The sequence below is a fragment of the Massilia sp. SYSU DXS3249 genome (assembly GCF_053668055.1).
Genome location: NZ_JBSIPX010000003.1, coordinates 101,003 through 119,575, shown reverse-complemented (window position 1 = coordinate 119,575; position 18,573 = coordinate 101,003). Strand labels below are relative to the sequence as shown.

Here is an 18,573-nt window from a genome sequence, read left to right as displayed (position 1 = left end):
GTACGTATAGTCACTATCGAAGGCTGCGGTACGCCAGCCTCGCCCAGCCGAAGGAGACCAGGATGATCCCGACCATGAACCAAGTCAGCCAAGCCAGCCAAGCCAATGCGCCGGTGCGCCGCACCCGTCCGCCGAAACGCAAGACGCGCATCACCATCTACCTCGACGACGAGGTGCTGAACGAATTCCGCAACCTGTCCGAGCGCAGCGGCACCGGTTACCAGACGCTGATCAACGCCGCGCTGCGCATGCGCCTGGCCAGCGGAGCCGAGCCGAGCCTGTTGTAATCCACGCCTCCTCCGGGGGCGGGAGTAGATTACAAGTGGCAATCACTTGTGCTACCCTTCCCGCTCTTTGACCTTCGGAGGCAGCATGAAAAAAGGCGAACTGATCGCGGAATTTGCCAGGCGTACCGAGATGACCGGTAGCGCGGCCAACAACGCGGTCAACACGATCATCGAGATCATCACCGAACGCCTGGCGCAAGGCGACACGGTCGGCATCACCGGCTTCGGTACGTTCTCGGTCACCGAGCGCGCCGCGCGCAAGGGCCGCATTCCGGCCACCGGTGAAGTGATCGACATCGCCTCCTCGAATACCCCGCGTTTCGCCGCCGGCGCGACGCTGAAGGCGGCCGTCAATCCGCACAAGAAGTAATCCCCATCTAATCAGCCTTGTCGGGCATGCGCCGCGGCCCTCGCCGCGCCATGCCTTCCCCTTTTTCTGTTTGCCAATTCCCCATGAGCTTCGCCACCTGGATCGCCTTCGTCATCGCAGGCACCGTCATCGCCATTTCGCCCGGTTCCGGCGCCGTCCTGTCCATGTCGCATGGGCTGGCCTACGGCGTGAAAAAGGCCAGCGCCACCGTGTTCGGCCTGCAGCTCGGCCTGATCCTGGTGCTGGCCATCGCCGGCGCCGGCGTCGGTTCCCTGCTGCTGGCCTCGCCCACGGCCTTCTTCGTCGTCAAGGTGATCGGCGCGCTGTACCTGATCTGGCTCGGCGTGTCGCAGTGGCGCTCGAAGGTGGAAACCGGTCCGGCGGCCAGCGGCGCCGGCCTGGCCGCGCACCCCTCGGTGCGCAAGCGCGTGCTGACCGGCTTCCTGACGAACGCCACCAATCCGAAGGGCATCATCTTTATGGTCGCGGTGTTGCCGCAATTCATCTCCAAAGATGCGCCGCTGCTGCAGCAACTGATGATCCTCGGCGTGACGATGGTGACCATCGACAGCCTGGTGATGCACGGCTACGCCACCCTGGCCGCCTCCATGCAGCGCCTGTTCCGCGACCCGCGCGCGGTGCGCATCCAGAACCGCTTTTTTGGCGCGGTACTCGTGGTAGTTGGTTCCATGCTGTTCTTCGTGGAACGCGCCAGCAGCTGAGTTGCAGGCAGGGCACGGCCGGGTTTGTTTGTTTCGGTCTGGCAGCATTTGCAACCGTCTGTAACCCCGGTTGTCCGCCACGCGGCGCTGGGGTGTAATCAGGTCGACGCAGTCCGTCTGTTCGTCCCTACCGCCTGGAGCCCACCATGTCCCTCCGTACCCTGAAGACCGCGACGCTGCTGGCGCTGGCGGCACTGACTAACCTGGCGCTGGCGGACGATCCCCCGGCCCGGGTCGGCCGCGTGGCGCTGGCCCAGGGCCAGGTCAGCATCAGCACCCCGGGCGAAGCGGCCAGCAGCGCCCTCGTCAACTGGCCTGTCACCTCCGGCAACACGATTTCCACCCAGGCGGGCGCGCGCAGCGAACTGCGCGTGGGCTCGACCGCGATCCGGGTCGACGGCGACACCGCGCTTGAAGTCGTGCAGCTCGACGACGAGCAGCTGCGCCTGCGCCTGCACTACGGCAGCGCCAGCATCCGCGTCGTCAATGCCGACGTCGCCGCCGGCTTCGAACTCACCACACCCGATGCACGCGTGCTGTTGCAGGGACCGGGCCGGGTACGCGTCGATGCCGGGCGCGTGGCCGACACCAGCACCGTGAACGTGTTCGACGGCGTCGCCATCGTCGAGGGCGGCGGCGAGCGCCTCACCGTGCGCGCCGGCCGCAGCGCGGAAATGCAGGGCAATGACCTGCGCACCCGGCAAGCCCTGGCCGACGCCTTCGACGAGTGGTCCGCCGTGCGCGACCGCGAGACCGACGCGACCCGCGCCACCCGCTACGTGACGTCCGAGATGACGGGCTACGAGGACCTCGACCGCCACGGCAGCTGGCGCGACGACAGCGAATACGGCGCGCTCTAGCTGCCGAACGTGGCCTCGACCTGGGTGCCCTACCGCGACGGCCGCTGGACCTGGATCGCGCCCTGGGGCTGGACCTGGGTCGACAACGCGCCGTGGGGCTATGCGCCCTTCCACTATGGCCGCTGGGTCCATGTGCACAACCGCTGGGCCTGGGCGCCGGGACGCATCGAGCGCCATCCGGTGTGGGCGCCGGCCCTGGTCGGCTGGGTCGGCGGCGCTGGCTGGAACCTGAATTTCCATTCGCGCCCGTCGATCGGGCAAGGCTGGTATCCGCTGTCGCCGCACGACCATTTCGTGCCGAACTACCGCCATTCGAACGAACACCTGCGCCGCCTGAACGCCCATCGCCGCGATCGCCAGGATGACAAGCGGCACGACGGCAAGCACCATGACTACCGCCAGCGCGGCCTGACCGTGGTGCCGCAGGAGCGCTTCGGCCAGCGCGGCGAAGTGGTGGTGGCGCGCGAACCGCGCGTGACGCCGCCCGCAGCCTGGAACAGCGCCCCGGCCGCGCTGCCGCCGACCCCGCGCCTGATGCGCGAGGCCGTGGCGCGGGCCCAGGAAGCGCGTCGTGACGCCAATGATCGCCGCGATGGCCGCTGGGAAGGGCGCCGCGACGGCAGCGACGGCGACCGCCGCGACGGCCGCTGGGCCGGGCAAGGGGACAAGCGCCCTGCTCCCGTGATCACGACCGCGCCGCCGGCCGTCGCCGCCCCGGTGCCGCAGGTGGGCAGCGTGCAGCCCGGATTCGTGCGCCAGCCGGGCACGATCACCACCCTGCCCCCAAGCGGCTTACAGCGCGATCCGCGCCGCGACGGCGGTGTCAGCCGCGAAGCCATCGAGGAGCGCCAGCGGCGCTTCCAGGAGCGTCAACGCGACGAGGGCCACCGTGGCGGCGCCGCCGGCGCCATGGAAGCGGCCGCCGCCCGAGCCCAGGCCCAGATGCCGCGGCCGCAGGCCACCGCGGTGGCGCCGCCGCCGCCGCGCGCCATGCCCTCGCCACCACCGGCTGCGGCACCGGTCACCGTGTCGCGCCCGGCGCCGGAGCCGGTGCCGCAGACGATGCGCCGTGGCGACGACGGCCCGCGCCACCGCGATGTCCGCCAAATGGAACGCTGATGGAATGACGCGTGCGTACGCCGGCCGGGAGGGGCCGGCGTACGCACGCGGCCCGCATTGGCTACAATGTGCTTTTGCACTGGAATTGCACAATGGACCCGAAAGAATCCCTCATTGAATATCCGAGCGACTTCCCGATCAAGGTGATGGGCCCGACGCACGACGCCTTTGCCACCACGATCGTCGAGGTCGTAGTGGGCTTCGACCCGACCTTTCACCACGGCCGCATGGAAGTGCGTCCGTCGGGCAAGGGCAACTACACCGGCCTGACCTGCACCGTGCGCGCCACCAGCCGCGCCCAGCTCGACGACCTGTACCGCGCCCTGTCGGCTCACCCGATGGTCAAGATCGTCATGTAAGACGCCCCGGCGCATATCCCGGCCGGGCAGGGGAATAGGTGCTGGCTTATAATGTCGGGGCTGTCCACCTTCCCCGACCGGATTTCCATGCACCCGATCCGCCCTGCCAGTCCGCTCATCCGTGAGCTGGGCCGCGCCGACTACGAACCCACGTTTGCCGCCATGCGCGCGTTTACGGACGCGCGGACGAGCGACACGCCGGACGAACTGTGGATCGTCGAGCATCCGCCCGTGTTCACGCTCGGGCTCGGCGCCGACCGCGGCCACCTGCTGGCCGGCCCGGGCGTGCCGGCCCACGGCATCCCCGTGGTGCAGACCGACCGCGGCGGCGAAGTGACCTACCACGGCCCCGGCCAGGTCGTGATCTACCTGCTGATGGACCTGCGGCGCAACAAGCCGGGCGGCAAACTGTATGCCCGGCAATTTGTGGCAAAAATCGAACAGGCGGTCATCGACGTGCTGGCGGCGTATAATCTTGGCGGTGAACGCGTTGCCGGCGCGCCCGGCATCTATATTGCCGAGGGCCCGCGCCGCGGCGCGAAAATCGCCGCGCTCGGCCTGAAAGTACGCGGCAACGGCTGCACCTACCACGGCGTCTCGCTGAACGTGGCGATGGACCTGGCGCCGTTCTCGTGGATCAACCCTTGCGGCTATTCCGGCCTGGCCACCGTCGACATGCGCACCATGGGCATCGAGGCGCCACTGGCCGATGTGCAGGCAGCACTGGCGCGCGCCCTCGTGCACCACCTGTCCGAAGCTGCCGAACCGAACAACTCCAACTGACGCCCGCCTGGGCCTGATGCGACATGACTACCGATACCGACACCGGTCTGACTCCCGCCTACAACGCCCTCGAGAAGCAGAAGGGTGCAAGTAAAACCTCGCGCATCCCGATCAAGATCGTCCCGATCGCCGATGCCGAGCGCCTGAAAAAGCCGGACTGGATCCGCGTGAAGGCGGCCACCGCCTCGTCGCGCTTCTACGAAATCAAGGACATCCTGCGCGCGAACAACCTGGTCACCGTCTGCGAAGAAGCGAGCTGCCCGAACATCGGCGAATGCTTCGGCAAGGGCACCGCGACCTTCATGATCATGGGCGACAAGTGCACCCGCCGCTGCCCGTTCTGCGACGTCGGCCACGGCCGCCCCGACCCGCTCGACGTCAACGAGCCGGGCAACCTGGCGAAGACCATCGCCGACCTGCGCCTGTCCTACGTCGTGATCACCTCGGTCGACCGCGACGACCTGCGCGACGGCGGCGCCGGCCACTTTGTCGAGTGCATCACCAAGACCCGTGCACTTTCGCCGAACACCAAGATCGAAGTGCTGGTGCCGGACTTCCGCGGCCGCCTCGAAAAGGCCCTGAACATCTTCGCCGACGGCCTGCCCGACGTCATGAACCACAACCTGGAAACCGTGCCGCGCCTGTACAAGGAAGCGCGTCCGGGCGCCGACTACCAGCACTCGCTGGTACTGCTGCGCGATTTCAAGAAGATGTACCCGAACGCAGTCACCAAGTCCGGCATCATGGTCGGCCTGGGCGAGACCGACGAAGAGATCCTGCAGGTGATGCGCGACATGCGCGAGCACGACATCGACATGCTGACCATCGGCCAGTACCTGGCACCGTCGAACTCGCACCTGCCGGTGCGCCGCTACGTGCACCCGGACCAATTCAAGAAGTTCGAGGAAGCGGCCTACGAGATGGGCTTTGTCCACGCAGCCGTGGGCGCGATGGTGCGTTCCTCCTACCATGCGGACCAGCAGGCGCACAACGCGGGTGTGGCGGCGTAAGCAGTCAGCCGGCAGTGCCCAGGGAACGGCCTCCGCGGAGGCCGTTTTTTATTGCCCTTGCCGGGGCCTTGCGGAACAGGACGTTGGCGCCATCCGCGCTATAGTGATAACAAGCAGACATCATCCTGAGCACACATGAGCAATTCACGCTACGACTCGACTGACATGGACAGCGGCGACGACGCCTTCCTCGAACGCGAACTCGATTTGCCATCGCGCGGCATCGAACTGGTCAAGATGGAAGGGCGGGTCTTCCTGCGCTTTTCCGGAGAGGTGAAATACGAAGGGCTGCGCGTGCGTTATGCGCTGGTGCCGGCGCGCGGGGTGCTGGCCAAGCCGAGCAAGTGGCGCAAGATGGACATGATCGCGCGGCGCGAGCTGATCGAGGAACGCACCGGCGACAAGGCGCTGGCCGAGCTCCAGATGGACACCGAGGAGTTCGTGGCCGAGATCGCGGAACTGGCCGACGACGCCGGTTTCGATCCGCGCGACTTCCTCGGCGTGCTCGACGAGCTGGAAACGTCCGAGCCGGCCGAGTACGTGTTCGAGCGCATCCGCCAGCGCGTGGAACACGCCATCGAGCGCGAGCAGGAAGAGCGCCACGCCGCGCGCACCAAGGAAAGCATCAACCTGGCCGAGTACCCGGAATCCTTCGAGGTGGCGAGCCGCATGCAGAGAAAATTCATCGCCCTGCTGGGTCCGACGAATTCCGGTAAGACCCACCGCGCGATGGAAGCGCTGGCAAAGGCGAAAAGCGGCGCCTACCTGGCCCCGCTGCGTTTGTTAGCCCTGGAAAACTACGAACGCCTGCAGGCCGCGCGCCCGCACGGGGAAGAGCTGAAAGTCAGCCTGATCACGGGAGAAGAGCGCCGCATTGCCGAGGGCAGCACGCACGTGGCCAGCACGGTCGAGATGCTCGACTCGAAGACGCCGATCGAAGTGGCCGTGATCGACGAGATTCAGATGCTGGCCGACCGCGACCGCGGCGCCGCCTGGACCGCGGCCGTGTGCGGCGCGCCGGCGTCCACCGTCTACCTGGTCGGCGCACCCGAAGCGCGACGCGCGATCGAGGCGCTGGCCGACCGGCTGGAAGTCTCGCTCGAGGTGCACATTTTAAAGCGCATGGCGCCGCTGGCGATGGAACCGTCGCCGGTGCGCAAGCTCTCCAACCTGCGCCGCGGCGATGCCGTGATCGCGTTTTCGCGGCGCGACGTCCTGATGTGGCGCGACCTGATCACCGAGAAGGGGCTGTCGGTGGCCACCGTCTACGGCAACCTGTCGCCGGAAGTGCGGCGCGCCCAGGCCGAGCGTTTCCGGGAGGGGCAGGCCGACATCGTGGTCGGCACCGATGCCCTCGCGATGGGCCTGAACATGCCGATCGCGCGCATCGTGATGACGACGGCGGTCAAGTACAACGGTGTCGAGGAAGAGGAAATCTCGGCAGCGCTGGCCAAGCAGATCGCCGGACGGGCAGGGCGCTACGGCGTGCACGAGGAAGGCTTTGTCGCCGGCTACGACGACGACACGCACGAGGTCATGCGCTCGCTGATGAAGGAAAAGATCCCGCCAGTGCCCGCCAGCGGCTTCGCGGTGGCGCCCTCGCTCGAGCAGCTGCACCGGATTTCCTCGGTGACCGGCGAAACCTCGCTGGTGAAATTATTAAAACGCTTCGTGCACAACATCGACGTGCCGGACGGTTTCTTTTATCCGCGCATCACCGAGGAGCAGAACGAACGCGCCGAGTGGCTCGACACCCTGGACCTGACGGTGGCCGAGAAATTCATGCTGTCCCTGGTGCCGATCTCGAGCCGGGTACCGATGCTGCAAAGCGCCTGGGAACACTGGGCGCTGTCGCTGGCCAAGAAGCGCATCTGCAAGCTGACCCCGCATACGCAGGAACTGTTCTGGATGAACCTGCAGGAGGTCGAGGACACCTGCCGCATGTATTCCGCCTACGCCTGGCTCGGCTACCGCCAGCCGGATTTCTTCCCCAGCATCGAGGAAGCGCAAGGCCTGGCGCGCGAGGCCTCGGAGCGGGTCGATTCGCTGCTGCAGCAGCAGAATGCGGCCACGCGCAAGCGGCAGGGGAGTGCGGGGAAACCGAAGCGAAGGGCGTAGACGTAGGGTGGACGCTCCGTGCCCACGCGGGCCTTTGCACGGTGTTGGCGCCGATTCAATGTGGTGATGTGCGATCCGATACGCTGACGAATGATGGCACCGCGGCGTTAATTGGCGCAAACACAACGCCACGTTTCGCGTGGGCACGGGGCGCCCACCCTACGCCCCATGTTCTGCACGCATGCCCGGCCCCGTGTACGATGAGCCTTCCATCGTCCACGGTACCCACATGAGCACCCAAACCACCCTCGAAAGCTTCAACCAGCGCGGCGCCAACACTTTACCTGGCTACCTCGGCATCGAAATCCTCGAGGTCGGAGAACGCCGCCTGGTCGCCCAGCTGCCGATCAAACCCCACCTGCTGGCGCCGAACGGCTACCTGCACGCGGGCAGCATCGTGACCCTGGCCGACACGGCCGCCGGCTATGCCTGCATTGCCAACCTGCCCGAGGGCGCCACCAATTTCACGACGATCGAGCTGAAATCGAACCATTTCAGCACCGCGCGCGAAGGCACGATCACCTGCGTGGCGACGCCGGCCCACCTGGGCCGCACGACGCAAGTGTGGGATGTAACGGTGACGAACGCGGCCAACGGCAAGACGGTGGCCCTGTTCCGCTGCACCCAGATGATCCTGTATCCGAAGAGCGCCTAAGAGCGTCTAACAAAACCTCCATAGCTGCGTTGCAGCTCCTCGCCGTACAGTCGTACTGTCTTCGTCGCTGCGCCTTGCTCTGAAGGTTTTGTTAGGCGCTCTAAGACTCCAGGCAGTTGCGCCTCAGGGCGCGGGCACGCAGGCCGCCGCCACGCCGGCCGCGGTGCCGCCCACGGCAGGCAGGTCGGACGGCGCCTTGCCGTTGCCGACCAGGATGGCCGGCTGTCCCTTGTAGCTCAGCTTCAATTCCTCGCCCGCATACTTGACGAGTGCCTTCGGTACGAACACGGCGAAGCGGTAGTTCAGGTCCGGATAAAAGCCGCTCTGGAAGATCTGTTCGGGCGGCCCTTCCTGGATCTCGGCGGCAATGGCGTCGAGGATGGGCAAGGTGTCGCCGGCGTTGTTCAGGTCGACCTGGCCCTGGTAGCGCAGGGAGTAGGGCGGCAGGCCGCCGATGTCGCGGCCCTCGTAGCTCACGCGGAAATTGTTGACGTTGTAGTGAAAACCGCGCCGCGCCTGCGGGGTGACGTCGACATTGCACAGGACAAAAATGGCCCAGAAGCCGCCGGCATCGACCGGCGTCAGGTGGCCGACGCGGTACAGCGCGGCCGACAGGGGAATCGGATTGGTGAAGCGGATCTCATGCGCGTTGGCCACGTGCTGGTAATGCAAAACGGCCACGGCCTTCGGCTTCGGCCCGGCACACGCGCTCAAGCCTGCCAGCGCGGCGACGATGCCTATCCTGCGGAAAAAGTGACCCATTGCATCTCCTTTGCGAGCATGACTGCAGGCCCGCGGTCAGCGGGCGGATCAAGCTTGGCTGATTCCGGCATTGCAGGCTTGAGTTAAGTCAGGCGTGCTGTGGTGTGGATGTTACCGCCTTGGGGTTTCACCCGGCGACGGGACGTTATCCACCAAGCCAGTTTAATGTCAGATCGTCATCGCGGCAAGGCAAGCACGGCCGATGCGGGGCAATCGTCGGCCGCTCAGCTCGCGGCCAGCGCCTTCTGGAGCAGGGCGTGGACTTCCATGAAGTCGGGTTCGCCGACATAGCGCTTGAGGATGGTGCCGTCCTTGGCGATCACGAAGGTGGTCGGCGTCAGGGTGACGTCGCCGAAGGATCTGGCGAGGTCACCGCCCGAGTCGAGCGCGACGATGAAGGGCAATTTCCGCGTTTCCGTGAAGTTCAGGACGTAGTTGGGCGGGTCGTACTGCATGGCGACAGCGACGAATTCCAGGCCTTGCCCCTTGAACTTGTTGTAGGTGTCGACCATGGCCGGCATCTCGCGCACGCAGCTGGCGCAGGAGGTTGCCCAAAAATTGACCATCACCACCTTGCCGCGCAGGTTCTGGGTGCTGACCTTGTCGCCGGCGATGCTGATGAAGGTGACGTCCGGCGCTTTTTCCGTGGTCGCCAGCGTGGCGTAGCCGACGCCCGCCAGCGCGAGCACGAACGCCCCAATGGCGGCGGGTTTGATCCAGGAGCGGGTGGCAGGAGCGGTCATGGCGGCTGGTACGGATAAAAAAAAGCGGGGCTGCCGAAACAAACCCCGCCGGTGATTACAGAGCGACCGTCGAGGTCTTCGGGAATTGCGTGCGCAGTTCCTCTTCGGTCATGTATTCGAAGAGTTTCACGACGCGCTGCACGCCTGCCACGCTCTGGGCGATCTTCGCGCCCAGGTCGCCTTCGCGCTGGGTCACGCGGCCCATCAGGTAGACGGTGCCGCGCTCGGTGACGACCTTGTACGAGGTGGCCGAGATTGTCTTCATCTCGACCAGGCTGCCCTTGACGTTGGCGGTGATCAGCGCATCCGAGGAGCGCGAGGTATAGCTCGACGGCCCGGCGATCACGAGTTCGTTGATGACGGCCTGCACGTTCTCGATGCCGCGCACTTCGCGCTCGACGGCCGCCTTCATGGCTTCGTCGCGCACCTCACCCGTCAGCAGCACCTTGCGGTTGTAGCTGGCGATGTTGACGTGGCCGGCGCTGCCGACCAGTTTCGGCACCTGCACCTCGGCCTTGACCGTGATCGACTTGTCCTCGGTCTGCGCGCCCAGCGTGCGGCGGTCCATCGTTGCGGCAGCACCCATGGCGGCGCCGCCGACGATCAGCGGCACGCAGCCCTGCAGGGAACCCAGCAGCGCAACAATCAGGACGGCTTTCGCCAGCGGGCGGGCGTTCAGGCCGGGTTTACTCATTCTCGTCTCCTCCGAAAAGCGCGACGTCGATGCCGTCGCAAATAGCATGGATCGCGACCAGGTGCACTTCCTGGATGCGCGCGGTACGGCTGTGCTGCACGTTGATGTGGACGTCGGCGTCGGTCAGCAGCTTGGCCAGCGCGCCGCCGTCCTTGCCGGTGAAGGCAACGACGCGCATCTCGCGCTCGAGCGCCGCTTCCACGGCGGCCAGCACGTTGCCCGAGTTGCCCGAGGTCGAAATCGCCAGCAGGATGTCGCCGGCCTGGCCGAAAGCCTGCACCTGCTTCGAGAAGATCTCGCGGTAGCTGTAGTCGTTGGCGACGGCGGTCAGGATCGAGGTGTCGGTGGTCAGGGCAATGGCCGGCAGCGGGAAACGCTCGCGCTCGAAACGGCCAACGAGTTCGGCAGCGAAGTGCTGGCAGTCGGCGGCGGAACCGCCGTTACCGCAGGCCAGGATCTTGTTGCCGTTGGACAGGGCGCCGAACATCAGTTCGATCGCCTGCGAAATAGGTTGCGACAGGGCAGCAGCCGACTTCAGTTTGAGGTCGGCGCTCTCCTGGAAGTGGGCGAGGATGCGTTGAGTATTCATAGCCGGAGATTATAGTGTAGTACCTGAGGCAGGCGGAGAAAGGCTTTTAAGAATTGCTTACACTTAAGCCGACGTTAAGGCGCGCTAGGTTTGAATAGCGTTGCGGATCCACTCGAGCTTGTCGCCATCGATGGCAACCACGTCGAAGCGGCAGGGAGGCGTGGAAGGAAAACGCTGAAGATACACCTGGGCGGCGCGCACCAGCCTGCGGATCTTGGCCGGCGTGATGCTGGCTGCCGCACCGCCATGGCGGCCGTCGGCGCGCTGGCGCACCTCGACAAACACGAGCGAGTCGCCGTCGCGCATGACGAGATCAAGCTCGCCGCCCTTGCAGGTAAAATTGGCTTCGATCAGCGCCAGGCCGTGGCGCTGCAAGTGGCGCAGCGCCGCCTGTTCCCAGTCGCGGCCTTGCGCCTGCTTCTCGGACAAGCGGGGCGGCCACATGTCATCTTCCGATGGCGGCCGGGTTGGCCGGGTTGGCTACCACCTCGAAACCGATGCCGTCGCGGTACACGGCGGCGGCCTCGTCGCGCCGCAGAGTCCAGGCGCCATTGTTCATGCGCACCGACAGGCGGCCCGTCACGCCGTCGAGCTCGAAGTTGGCGCCGGGACGCAGTGCCAGTTCGCGCGCCAGGCGAAAGGCGTCGATGCCGAGCGCGTACAGGCGCTGCATGTCGAGCGATTCCGCATCCACGGGGCGCGGATACACCATCACCTGCGGATGGTCGGGCTGCACTGTCCAGGGCACGTCGAGCAGGCGCACGCCGTCCAGTTCCGGCACCGACAGTCCGGGCGTGCGGCCCGGGTTGGCAGCCGACACGCCATAGGTCGGGATCGAGGTGCCGAGCGCACTGCGTACTTGGCGCAGCTGGCCGGCGTCGAGCGCGGCGAACACCAGTTGCGGACGGTCGATATCGAGGCGCGAACGCAATTCGGACAGGGCATTGCCGTCGACATAGCCGTCGACCACCGGCAGTTCGACGGTGGCGTTGTTGTGCCCCAGGCGCGACCAGCGCGCCGCGAAAGCGCCGGCCACGCGCTGCTGCCAGGCGGCGCCTCCGCCCAGCACGAGCGCGCGTCCATTCGGGTGTTCCTGCGCGGCCCAGTCGGCCACTTGCCTCGCTTCGTCCTCGAGCGACAGGCCGACCACCAGCATCTGCTGCGGCAGCGGCCGCTCGAGCTGGGGATGGTTCAGCGCCAGGGTCGGCTTGGTGACCAGCGGGCTGCTGGCGACCGCGGCGACGGCGGAACGGGCGAGGGGGCCGACGACGATGTCGTTCTGCTCGACCGCGCGCGCATAGGCGTCCAGGGTCGATTCGGGCGTATCGCCGCTTGGAACGACACGCACCTCGATCCCGTCGCGGTCGCGCTCATGGCCAGCGAGGAAACCGGCACGCACCGCCTCGGCGGCCTGGCCGAGCGCGTTCGACTGCAGCGGCAGCAGCAGGGCGACGCGGGCCGTGCCCTCTGGCGCCGGACGCGCCGCCGAGCCGCCGGTACCCGGATACAGCTCCACCGGCGAGGTCACCGTGTCCGAACGCCTTGGCTCCGGTGGTGGCGGCACCTCACGTGGCGCACTTGTGTTTGGCTCGACGGGCGCGCACAATCCGCCCGGTACCCCGCATCCCAGATCGGGTGGCAACGGCGTGCTGCCGCAACCCGCAATCAGGCCGAACACGCTCGTTGCGATCAGGCCTTTTAGATTTTTTTTGAGCATCGCATCCCCAACATGACCAACATGACTGATCAGCAGTCCATCGATATTGCCCGGCTGCCCGTGATGGCCGAGGCAGCCCAGCAGTCTTATCCTACGGCAACATTGTACGTCGTGGCCACGCCCATCGGCAACGCGACCGACATCACGCTGCGGGCCCTGCACCTGCTGGCGCTGGCCGACGTAGTTGCCTGTGAGGATACGCGTAAAACCGGCGCCCTGCTCACCCGTTACGGTTTGAACAAGCAGATGGTGGCGGCGCACCAGCACAACGAGCGCGAGGCGGCCGAGAAACTGGTGGCGCGCCTGCGTGCCGGCGAGCGGGTGGCCCTGGTGTCGGACGCCGGCACGCCGGCCGTGTCCGACCCCGGCGCGCGCATCGTCGACGCCGTCCGTGAAGCGGGCTTGCGCGTGCTCCCGCTGCCGGGCCCGTCGGCGGCGGTCGCGGCCCTGTCGGCCAGCGGCCTGGTCAACGACCGTTTCAATTTTGTCGGTTTTTTACCCGCCAAATCGAAGCAGCGCGAAGCGGCCCTCGCCGAACTGGTGCGCGAACCCGCCACGCTGGTCATCTATGAGGCACCGCACCGCATCGTCGACTGCGTCGAAGCATTGGTTAGTGTGTTCGAGCCGACCCGCCAGGTCGTGTTTGCACGCGAACTGACCAAGCTGTTCGAGGAAATCCACCGCTGCCCGCTTGGCGAGGCGCTGGCCTGGGTGAGGTCCGACCAGCACCGCGAGCGCGGTGAATTCGTCGTGCTGATCGAAGGGGCGGCCATCGAGACCGACGCGCAGGACGCCGAGGCCGAGCGCATCCTGAACATTTTATTGGCCGAATGCAGCGTCAAGCAGGCGGCGAATCTGACGGCGCAGATTACCGGGCGCAAGAAAAATGCGCTGTATGAGCGGGCCTTGCAGATCAAGGGCGAGTGATCGGGGAAGCCACCGGCGTCCGCGGTAGGCATATAACGGTCACCACTTGCAGCCGCTGTCCTTCTTGTCCGCCAGCAGCAGCAGCGGCGCCAACAGCCCTCCCGGCACCCCGTCCTTGCAATCGCGCCGCTTGGCCGCGCCGATCGCGCGCGCGGCGCGGCTTTCCGTTTCCAGCGGTGGTTCCGGGAATTGGGCGACGGCCGTGCCTTCGCGTTCCGGGTCGCGCAGATGGGCCAGCGAACGTGCCGTCTTGCGTGCCGCATCGAGATCGAAGCGCGGCGTGTCCGGCGGCGCTTCCGGTGCCTGCTCGACGACGAAGGGATCGGGCGCCGCAGGTCTTGCCGCTTGCGGCGGTACCGCGATCACGGGCCGCGGCTTGCGCAGTGCCGGGGCAGGCGCCGGCCGTCCGGCCGCGGCAGGCGGCGTTGCCGGTGCTGGTTCGATACGCGGCGGTGGCGGCGCGGGCTGCACCCGGACAGCGAGCGGGCGTGGCGGCTCGGGCGGCAGTTCGGCCGGCGGGCCCGGGTTGCGCAAGCTCGCCAGCATCCAGGCATGCAGGGCCAGCGACACGGCCACGCCCGCCGCGATGCGTTGCGCCGTGCGCCGCTCGCCGCCGTCGACTGCACCCCCATTCGCTGCTGCCAGTTTCACAATGCGTCCATCCGGTTGTATGAAAAATCCAAAAAGATCAGGTATTTGAAAACGTGACCTTGACCAAAACGGGTTCAGCAGCTATGATGTGTGTCTTCGGAGTGTAGCGCAGCCCGGTAGCGCATCTGGTTTGGGACCAGAGGGTCCAAGGTTCGAATCCTTGTACTCCGACCAGTATTAAGAGAAAAGCCGACAGCGAAAGTTGTCGGCTTTTTTCGTTGTCATCGCCGGTTCGATTGCCATCGTTGGCGGCGCCCGCCGAATTGCTTCGACAGGGCGCCAAGAGACTTGGTTCAACCCGCCCGTTTGGCCGCGATCGCATTCCCGGTGCGGCTCGCGCTCTTGCGGCCCAGCACCCCCGAAATGAACTGCCCCGCGTCGACCACCTGGTCGAGATCGATCCCGGTCTCGATGCCCAGGCCGTGCAGCAGGTAGAGCACGTCTTCAGTGGCGACGTTGCCGGTCGCGCCCTTCGCGTACGGGCAGCCGCCCAGGCCCGACACCGAGGAGTGGAAGATCTGCACGCCCACTTCCAGGCTGGCGTAGATGTTGGCCAGCGCCTGCCCATAGGTGTCATGGAAGTGGCCCGACAGCCGCTCGAGAGGGAATTCGCGCGCGGCCGCCAGCATCACCGATTGCGTCTTGCGCGCGGTCGAGACGCCGATGGTGTCGGCGATGTCGATTTCGTCGCAGCCGAGGTCGCGCATGCGGCGCACCACGTCGGCCACGGCCTCGAGCGGCACCTCGCCCTGGTAGGGGCAGCCGAAGGCGGTGCTGATGCTGCCGCGCAGGCGCAGGCCGTTCGCCTTGGCCGCTCGCGCCACCGGCTCGAAGCGCGCGATCGATTCCGCGATCGAGCAGTTGATGTTCTTCTGCGAGAAAGCTTCCGAGGCCGAGCCGAAGATCACGACCTCGTCGGCCCGCGCGGCCAGGGCCGCTTCAAAACCCTGCATGTTCGGCGTCAGGGCCGAATAGATGGTGCCGGGCAGGCGCGTGATCCCCGCCATCACCTCGGTGCTGGTCGCCATCTGCGGTACCCATTTCGGCGACACGAAGGAGGCCGCCTCGACGTTCGCGAAACCGGCGCGCGACAGGCGGTCGACCAGTTCGATTTTCACCGCGGCGCTGATGGTTTCCCTTTCGTTCTGCAGGCCGTCGCGCGGACCGACTTCGACGATTTTGACTTGCTTCGGCAGGGTAGCTTGGCTGTTCATGTTCAGTATCCCAGTGTGCGGTCGACGAGGTCGCCGACCGGTTGTCCGCTTTCAAAAGCGGTGATTTTGTCCACGATCTGGTGCACGGCTTCCCCACGCACGGTCAGTGCGGAGATGTGCGGCGTGATCGTGATGCGCGGCTCGTCCCAGAACGGGTGCGGCGCCGGCAAGGGTTCGTTGCGGAAGACGTCGAGCGTGGCCCCGGCGATGTGCCCGGAGCGGATCAGCGCCAACAGGTCCGGTTCGGCCACCTGGGCGCCGCGCGCGACGTTGATCAGGTAGGCGCCCTGGGGCAGCATGGCCAGGCGCCGCCGGTCCAGCAGGTTGTTCGTTTCAAGCGTCAGCGGCAGCAGCGACACCAGCACCCGCGTGCCGCCTAAAAACGCAGGCAGTGCTTCCATGCCGGCGAAGCAGTCCACGCCCGGAATCTCCTTCGGCGTGCGGCTCCAGCCGCGCACCGGAAAACCGAAGGAGCGCATGGTCTCGGCCACGCGCAGGCCCAGCTTGCCGAGCCCCATCACGCCGACCGTGAAATCGTCCTTCGCATACGGCGGCAGCGGCGACCACAGGCCATGTCTCGCCTGCTCCTCGTATTCGTCGAAACGGCGGAAGTAGCGCAGCGTCGCATAGGCCACGTATTCCGCCATCTGCACCGCCATGCCGGCATCGCCCAGGCGCACGATCGGCACGTCGGGGAGCGCGTCGCCATGCTTCAGGAGCGCGTCGACGCCGGCCCCCATCAGGAAGATCGCCTTCACGCCGCCCAGCTGCGCCAGCAGCGCTGGCGCCGGGTTCCACAGTACCGCGTAGTCGCAAGGCGCCAGCGCCTGGCCTTCCCGCCATTCCACGGTCTCGGCGCCGGGCAGCGCGCGCATGAAATCCTGCGCCCAGGGCGCAATCACGCCGTCCCCGCGGTACAGGAGGATGCGCATCGGATGGCCTCTCAAGCAGCCTTGAACGCCAGCAGCGGCGCGCCGTCCGCGACCTGGTCGCCGACCGCGTACAGCACCTCTTCGACCAGGCCGTCAGATGGCGCGGCGATGGTGTGCTCCATCTTCATCGCTTCCATGATGACGAGGGCGTCTCCCTTTTTCACCTGCTGGCCGCCCTCGACCATCACCGCCACCACCTTGCCCGGCATCGGCGCGGTCAGGCGGCCGCCCGCAGCCTCGGCCTCGCCGGCATGGGCCATCGGGTCCTTGTAGGCCAGGGTGACGTGCTCGCCATTGGTGAACACGTGGAACAGGTCGCCGTCGCGGCGCACGGTGCCGTGCATCGACTGCTCGCCCAGGCGCACCGACAGCGTGGCGCCCTCATGGCCGGTCACGCTCAGGGCTTGTTTGACGCCGTGCACCTCGAGCTCCCAGCCCTGCGGGTGGTAGACGACGCCGACCCGGTAGTCGCCGGATTCGGTACCGGCCGCGTACTCGTCGCCGAACGACAGCACGCGGCGGTAGTCGCCGTTCAGGCGCCAGCCCTGCGCCTGGCCCCAGGGGTCGGCCGCGACGCTGGACGCGCCGGCCGACTGGCGTTTTTCCGCTTCGATCAGCGACACGGCCGCCAGGGCCAGCGCGCCGGCGGGGGCGGGGCGCAGCGCCGGGAACAGGGAGGCGCCGTTACGCTCGATCAGCCCGGTGTCGAGGTCGGCCGTGGAAAAGGCCTCGCCCTCGACCAGGCGTTTCAGGAAGGCGATGTTGGTGGCCAGGCCGACGATCTGGAACTCGGCCAGGGCCTGCGACAGGCGCGCCAGCGCTTGCGTGCGGTCCGCGCCCCAGACGATCAGCTTGGCGATCATCGGGTCGTAGAACGGAGAAATCGCATCGCCTTCGCGCACGCCCGAATCGATGCGCACGGCGGCCGGTTCGCCCCCCGCGGTGCCGCCCAGCTCGAAGCTCACGGCGTGGGGCGTATCCATGTGGCGCAGGGTGCCGATCGACGGCAGAAAACCCTTTTCCGGGTTCTCGGCATAGATGCGCGCCTCGATCGCGTGGCCGTGGATGGCCAGTTCGTGCTGTTTTTTCGGCAGCGGCTCACCGAAGGCGACGCGCAGCTGCCATTCGACGAGATCCGTCCCGGTGATCATTTCGGTGACCGGGTGCTCCACCTGCAGGCGGGTGTTCATCTCCATGAAGTAGAACGAGCCGTCCTGGTTGGCGATGAATTCGACGGTGCCGGCGCCGACATAGCCGACGGCGCGCGCGGCGTTCACCGCCGCTTCGCCCATGGCCGCGCGGCGGTCGGCCGGCATGCCGGGGGCCGGCGCCTCTTCCAGCACCTTCTGGTGGCGGCGCTGCACCGAGCAGTCGCGCTCGTGCAGGTAGACGCAGTTGCCGTGGGTGTCGGCGAACACCTGGATTTCGATGTGGCGCGGACGGGTCAGGTATTTTTCGACCAGCACCTTGTCGTCGCCGAAGGAGCTGATCGCCTCGCGCTTGCACGAGCCCAGCGCGGCCACGAAGTCTTCGCTGCGCTCGACCACGCGCATGCCCTTGCCGCCGCCGCCGGCGCTGGCTTTGAGCAGCACCGGGTAACCGATGCGGTCGGCCTGCTGGCGCAGGAACTCGGGGTCCTGGTTGTCTCCGTGGTAGCCCGGCACCAGCGGCACGTTGGCGCCTTCCATCAGCTGCTTGGCGGCCGACTTCGAGCCCATCGCGCGCATCGACGAACCCGGCGGCCCGATGAAGACGAGACCGGCCGCGGCGCAGGCTTCCGCGAACTCGGCGTTCTCGGACAGGAAGCCGTAGCCCGGGTGGATCGCCTGGGCGCCGACCGCTTTCGCCACCTCGATGATCTTCTCGCCGCGCAGGTAGCTTTCCTTAGCGGCGGCCGGCCCGATCCACACCGCCTCATCGCAGACCGCGACGTGTTTCGACCCGGCGTCCGCATCCGAATACACGGCAACGGTACGGATACCCATGCGGCGCGCGGTGGCGGCGACACGGCAGGCGATTTCGCCACGGTTGGCAATGAGGATTTTCGTGAACATGCGTTTG

General features: G+C 66.8%; 21 protein-coding genes and 1 tRNA gene. 12 read left to right on the top strand and 10 right to left on the bottom strand.

Annotation, left to right across the window (positions count from 1 at the left end; genetic code table 11):
* Positions 1-74: 74 nt before the first annotated feature.
* The 10 genes from ACWCIA_RS04785 to ACWCIA_RS04740 all read left to right on the top strand — a co-directional run bounded on the left by ACWCIA_RS04785 (position 75) and on the right by ACWCIA_RS04740 (position 8,283).
* Entirely contained in the window at positions 75-287 is a 213-nt protein-coding gene (locus ACWCIA_RS04785) for a BrnA antitoxin family protein (protein WP_454161430.1), read from the top strand.
* Between the two features lie 85 nt (positions 288-372).
* The gene (locus tag ACWCIA_RS04780; RefSeq protein ID WP_454161428.1) at positions 373-657 is read left to right on the top strand and encodes an HU family DNA-binding protein; all 285 of its coding nucleotides are present in this window, start codon (positions 373-375) and stop codon (positions 655-657) included.
* Between the two features lie 83 nt (positions 658-740).
* Complete coding sequence (locus ACWCIA_RS04775) at positions 741-1,379, top strand: LysE family transporter (RefSeq protein ID WP_454161426.1); 639 nt, start codon at positions 741-743, stop codon at positions 1,377-1,379.
* 146 nt (positions 1,380-1,525) lie between these two features.
* A complete protein-coding gene (locus ACWCIA_RS04770) occupies positions 1,526-2,239 on the top strand; it encodes a FecR domain-containing protein (RefSeq protein ID WP_454161424.1) in 714 nt (237 codons plus the stop codon).
* Between the two features lie 9 nt (positions 2,240-2,248).
* Positions 2,249-3,358, top strand: coding sequence for a DUF6600 domain-containing protein (locus ACWCIA_RS04765; protein ID WP_454161422.1), 1,110 nt, complete (start codon positions 2,249-2,251; stop codon positions 3,356-3,358).
* Between the two features lie 92 nt (positions 3,359-3,450).
* Positions 3,451-3,717, top strand: a complete 267-nt coding sequence (locus tag ACWCIA_RS04760; RefSeq protein WP_454161420.1) for a DUF493 family protein — start codon at positions 3,451-3,453, stop codon at positions 3,715-3,717.
* Positions 3,718-3,804: 87 nt separating this feature from the next.
* Positions 3,805-4,500, top strand: coding sequence for a lipoyl(octanoyl) transferase LipB (gene lipB, locus ACWCIA_RS04755; protein WP_454161712.1), 696 nt, complete (start codon positions 3,805-3,807; stop codon positions 4,498-4,500).
* A 23-nt stretch (positions 4,501-4,523) separates the two neighbouring features.
* Positions 4,524-5,510 (top strand): lipoyl synthase, encoded by a 987-nt coding sequence (gene lipA / locus ACWCIA_RS04750; RefSeq protein ID WP_454161418.1) that lies wholly within the window; start codon positions 4,524-4,526, stop codon positions 5,508-5,510.
* Positions 5,511-5,645: 135 nt separating this feature from the next.
* Complete coding sequence (locus tag ACWCIA_RS04745; RefSeq protein ID WP_454161416.1) at positions 5,646-7,628, top strand: helicase-related protein; 1,983 nt, start codon at positions 5,646-5,648, stop codon at positions 7,626-7,628.
* 229 nt (positions 7,629-7,857) lie between these two features.
* A complete protein-coding gene (locus tag ACWCIA_RS04740) occupies positions 7,858-8,283 on the top strand; it encodes a PaaI family thioesterase (RefSeq protein WP_454161414.1) in 426 nt (141 codons plus the stop codon).
* 123 nt (positions 8,284-8,406) lie between these two features.
* Here ACWCIA_RS04740 and ACWCIA_RS04735 read toward each other — a convergent pair whose 3' ends face one another.
* The 6 genes from ACWCIA_RS04735 to ACWCIA_RS04710 all read right to left on the bottom strand — a co-directional run bounded on the left by ACWCIA_RS04735 (position 8,407) and on the right by ACWCIA_RS04710 (position 12,599).
* Positions 8,407-9,045 carry a hypothetical protein gene (locus tag ACWCIA_RS04735; RefSeq protein WP_454161412.1) on the bottom strand — a complete coding sequence of 213 codons (639 nt, stop codon included), beginning with the start codon at positions 9,043-9,045 and terminating at the stop codon, positions 8,407-8,409.
* 224 nt (positions 9,046-9,269) lie between these two features.
* The gene (locus ACWCIA_RS04730) at positions 9,270-9,788 is read right to left on the bottom strand and encodes a peroxiredoxin family protein (RefSeq protein ID WP_454161410.1); all 519 of its coding nucleotides are present in this window, start codon (positions 9,786-9,788) and stop codon (positions 9,270-9,272) included.
* A 55-nt stretch (positions 9,789-9,843) separates the two neighbouring features.
* On the bottom strand, positions 9,844-10,482 hold the full coding sequence (locus ACWCIA_RS04725) for a BON domain-containing protein (RefSeq protein ID WP_454161408.1): 639 nt from the start codon (positions 10,480-10,482) through the stop codon (positions 9,844-9,846).
* Positions 10,475-11,071 (bottom strand): phosphoheptose isomerase, encoded by a 597-nt coding sequence (locus tag ACWCIA_RS04720; RefSeq protein ID WP_454161407.1) that lies wholly within the window; start codon positions 11,069-11,071, stop codon positions 10,475-10,477. Before ACWCIA_RS04720 ends, ACWCIA_RS04725 begins: the two co-directional genes overlap by 8 nt.
* 84 nt (positions 11,072-11,155) lie before the next feature.
* On the bottom strand, positions 11,156-11,515 hold the full coding sequence (locus tag ACWCIA_RS04715) for a YraN family protein (RefSeq protein ID WP_454161405.1): 360 nt from the start codon (positions 11,513-11,515) through the stop codon (positions 11,156-11,158).
* 1 nt (position 11,516) lies between these two features.
* Positions 11,517-12,599 carry a penicillin-binding protein activator gene (locus ACWCIA_RS04710; protein WP_454161403.1) on the bottom strand — a complete coding sequence of 361 codons (1,083 nt, stop codon included), beginning with the start codon at positions 12,597-12,599 and terminating at the stop codon, positions 11,517-11,519.
* Positions 12,600-12,809: 210 nt separating this feature from the next.
* On the opposite strand from ACWCIA_RS04710, the gene rsmI reads away from it, so the two are divergent.
* On the top strand, positions 12,810-13,715 hold the full coding sequence (gene rsmI / locus ACWCIA_RS04705) for a 16S rRNA (cytidine(1402)-2'-O)-methyltransferase (RefSeq protein WP_454161711.1): 906 nt from the start codon (positions 12,810-12,812) through the stop codon (positions 13,713-13,715).
* Positions 13,716-13,754: 39 nt separating this feature from the next.
* On the opposite strand, the gene ACWCIA_RS04700 is transcribed toward rsmI, so the two are convergent.
* Positions 13,755-14,366 carry a hypothetical protein gene (locus tag ACWCIA_RS04700; RefSeq protein WP_454161401.1) on the bottom strand — a complete coding sequence of 204 codons (612 nt, stop codon included), beginning with the start codon at positions 14,364-14,366 and terminating at the stop codon, positions 13,755-13,757.
* Positions 14,367-14,463: 97 nt separating this feature from the next.
* Here ACWCIA_RS04700 and ACWCIA_RS04695 point away from each other — a divergent pair.
* Positions 14,464-14,540 (top strand) — tRNA-Pro (locus ACWCIA_RS04695).
* A 119-nt stretch (positions 14,541-14,659) separates the two neighbouring features.
* On the opposite strand, the gene ACWCIA_RS04690 is transcribed toward ACWCIA_RS04695, so the two are convergent.
* Genes ACWCIA_RS04690 through ACWCIA_RS04680 form a run of 3 tightly spaced genes read right to left on the bottom strand, consistent with a single transcriptional unit; the run spans position 14,660 to position 18,566 of the window.
* On the bottom strand, positions 14,660-15,580 hold the full coding sequence (locus tag ACWCIA_RS04690) for a hydroxymethylglutaryl-CoA lyase (RefSeq protein WP_454161399.1): 921 nt from the start codon (positions 15,578-15,580) through the stop codon (positions 14,660-14,662).
* A gap of 2 nt (positions 15,581-15,582) precedes the next feature.
* Positions 15,583-16,512: a 2-hydroxyacid dehydrogenase gene (locus ACWCIA_RS04685; RefSeq protein ID WP_454161397.1), complete on the bottom strand. Its 930-nt coding sequence runs from the start codon at positions 16,510-16,512 to the stop codon at positions 15,583-15,585.
* 11 nt (positions 16,513-16,523) lie between these two features.
* Positions 16,524-18,566 carry an acetyl-CoA carboxylase biotin carboxylase subunit gene (locus ACWCIA_RS04680; RefSeq protein ID WP_454161395.1) on the bottom strand — a complete coding sequence of 681 codons (2,043 nt, stop codon included), beginning with the start codon at positions 18,564-18,566 and terminating at the stop codon, positions 16,524-16,526.
* Positions 18,567-18,573 lie beyond the last annotated feature (7 nt).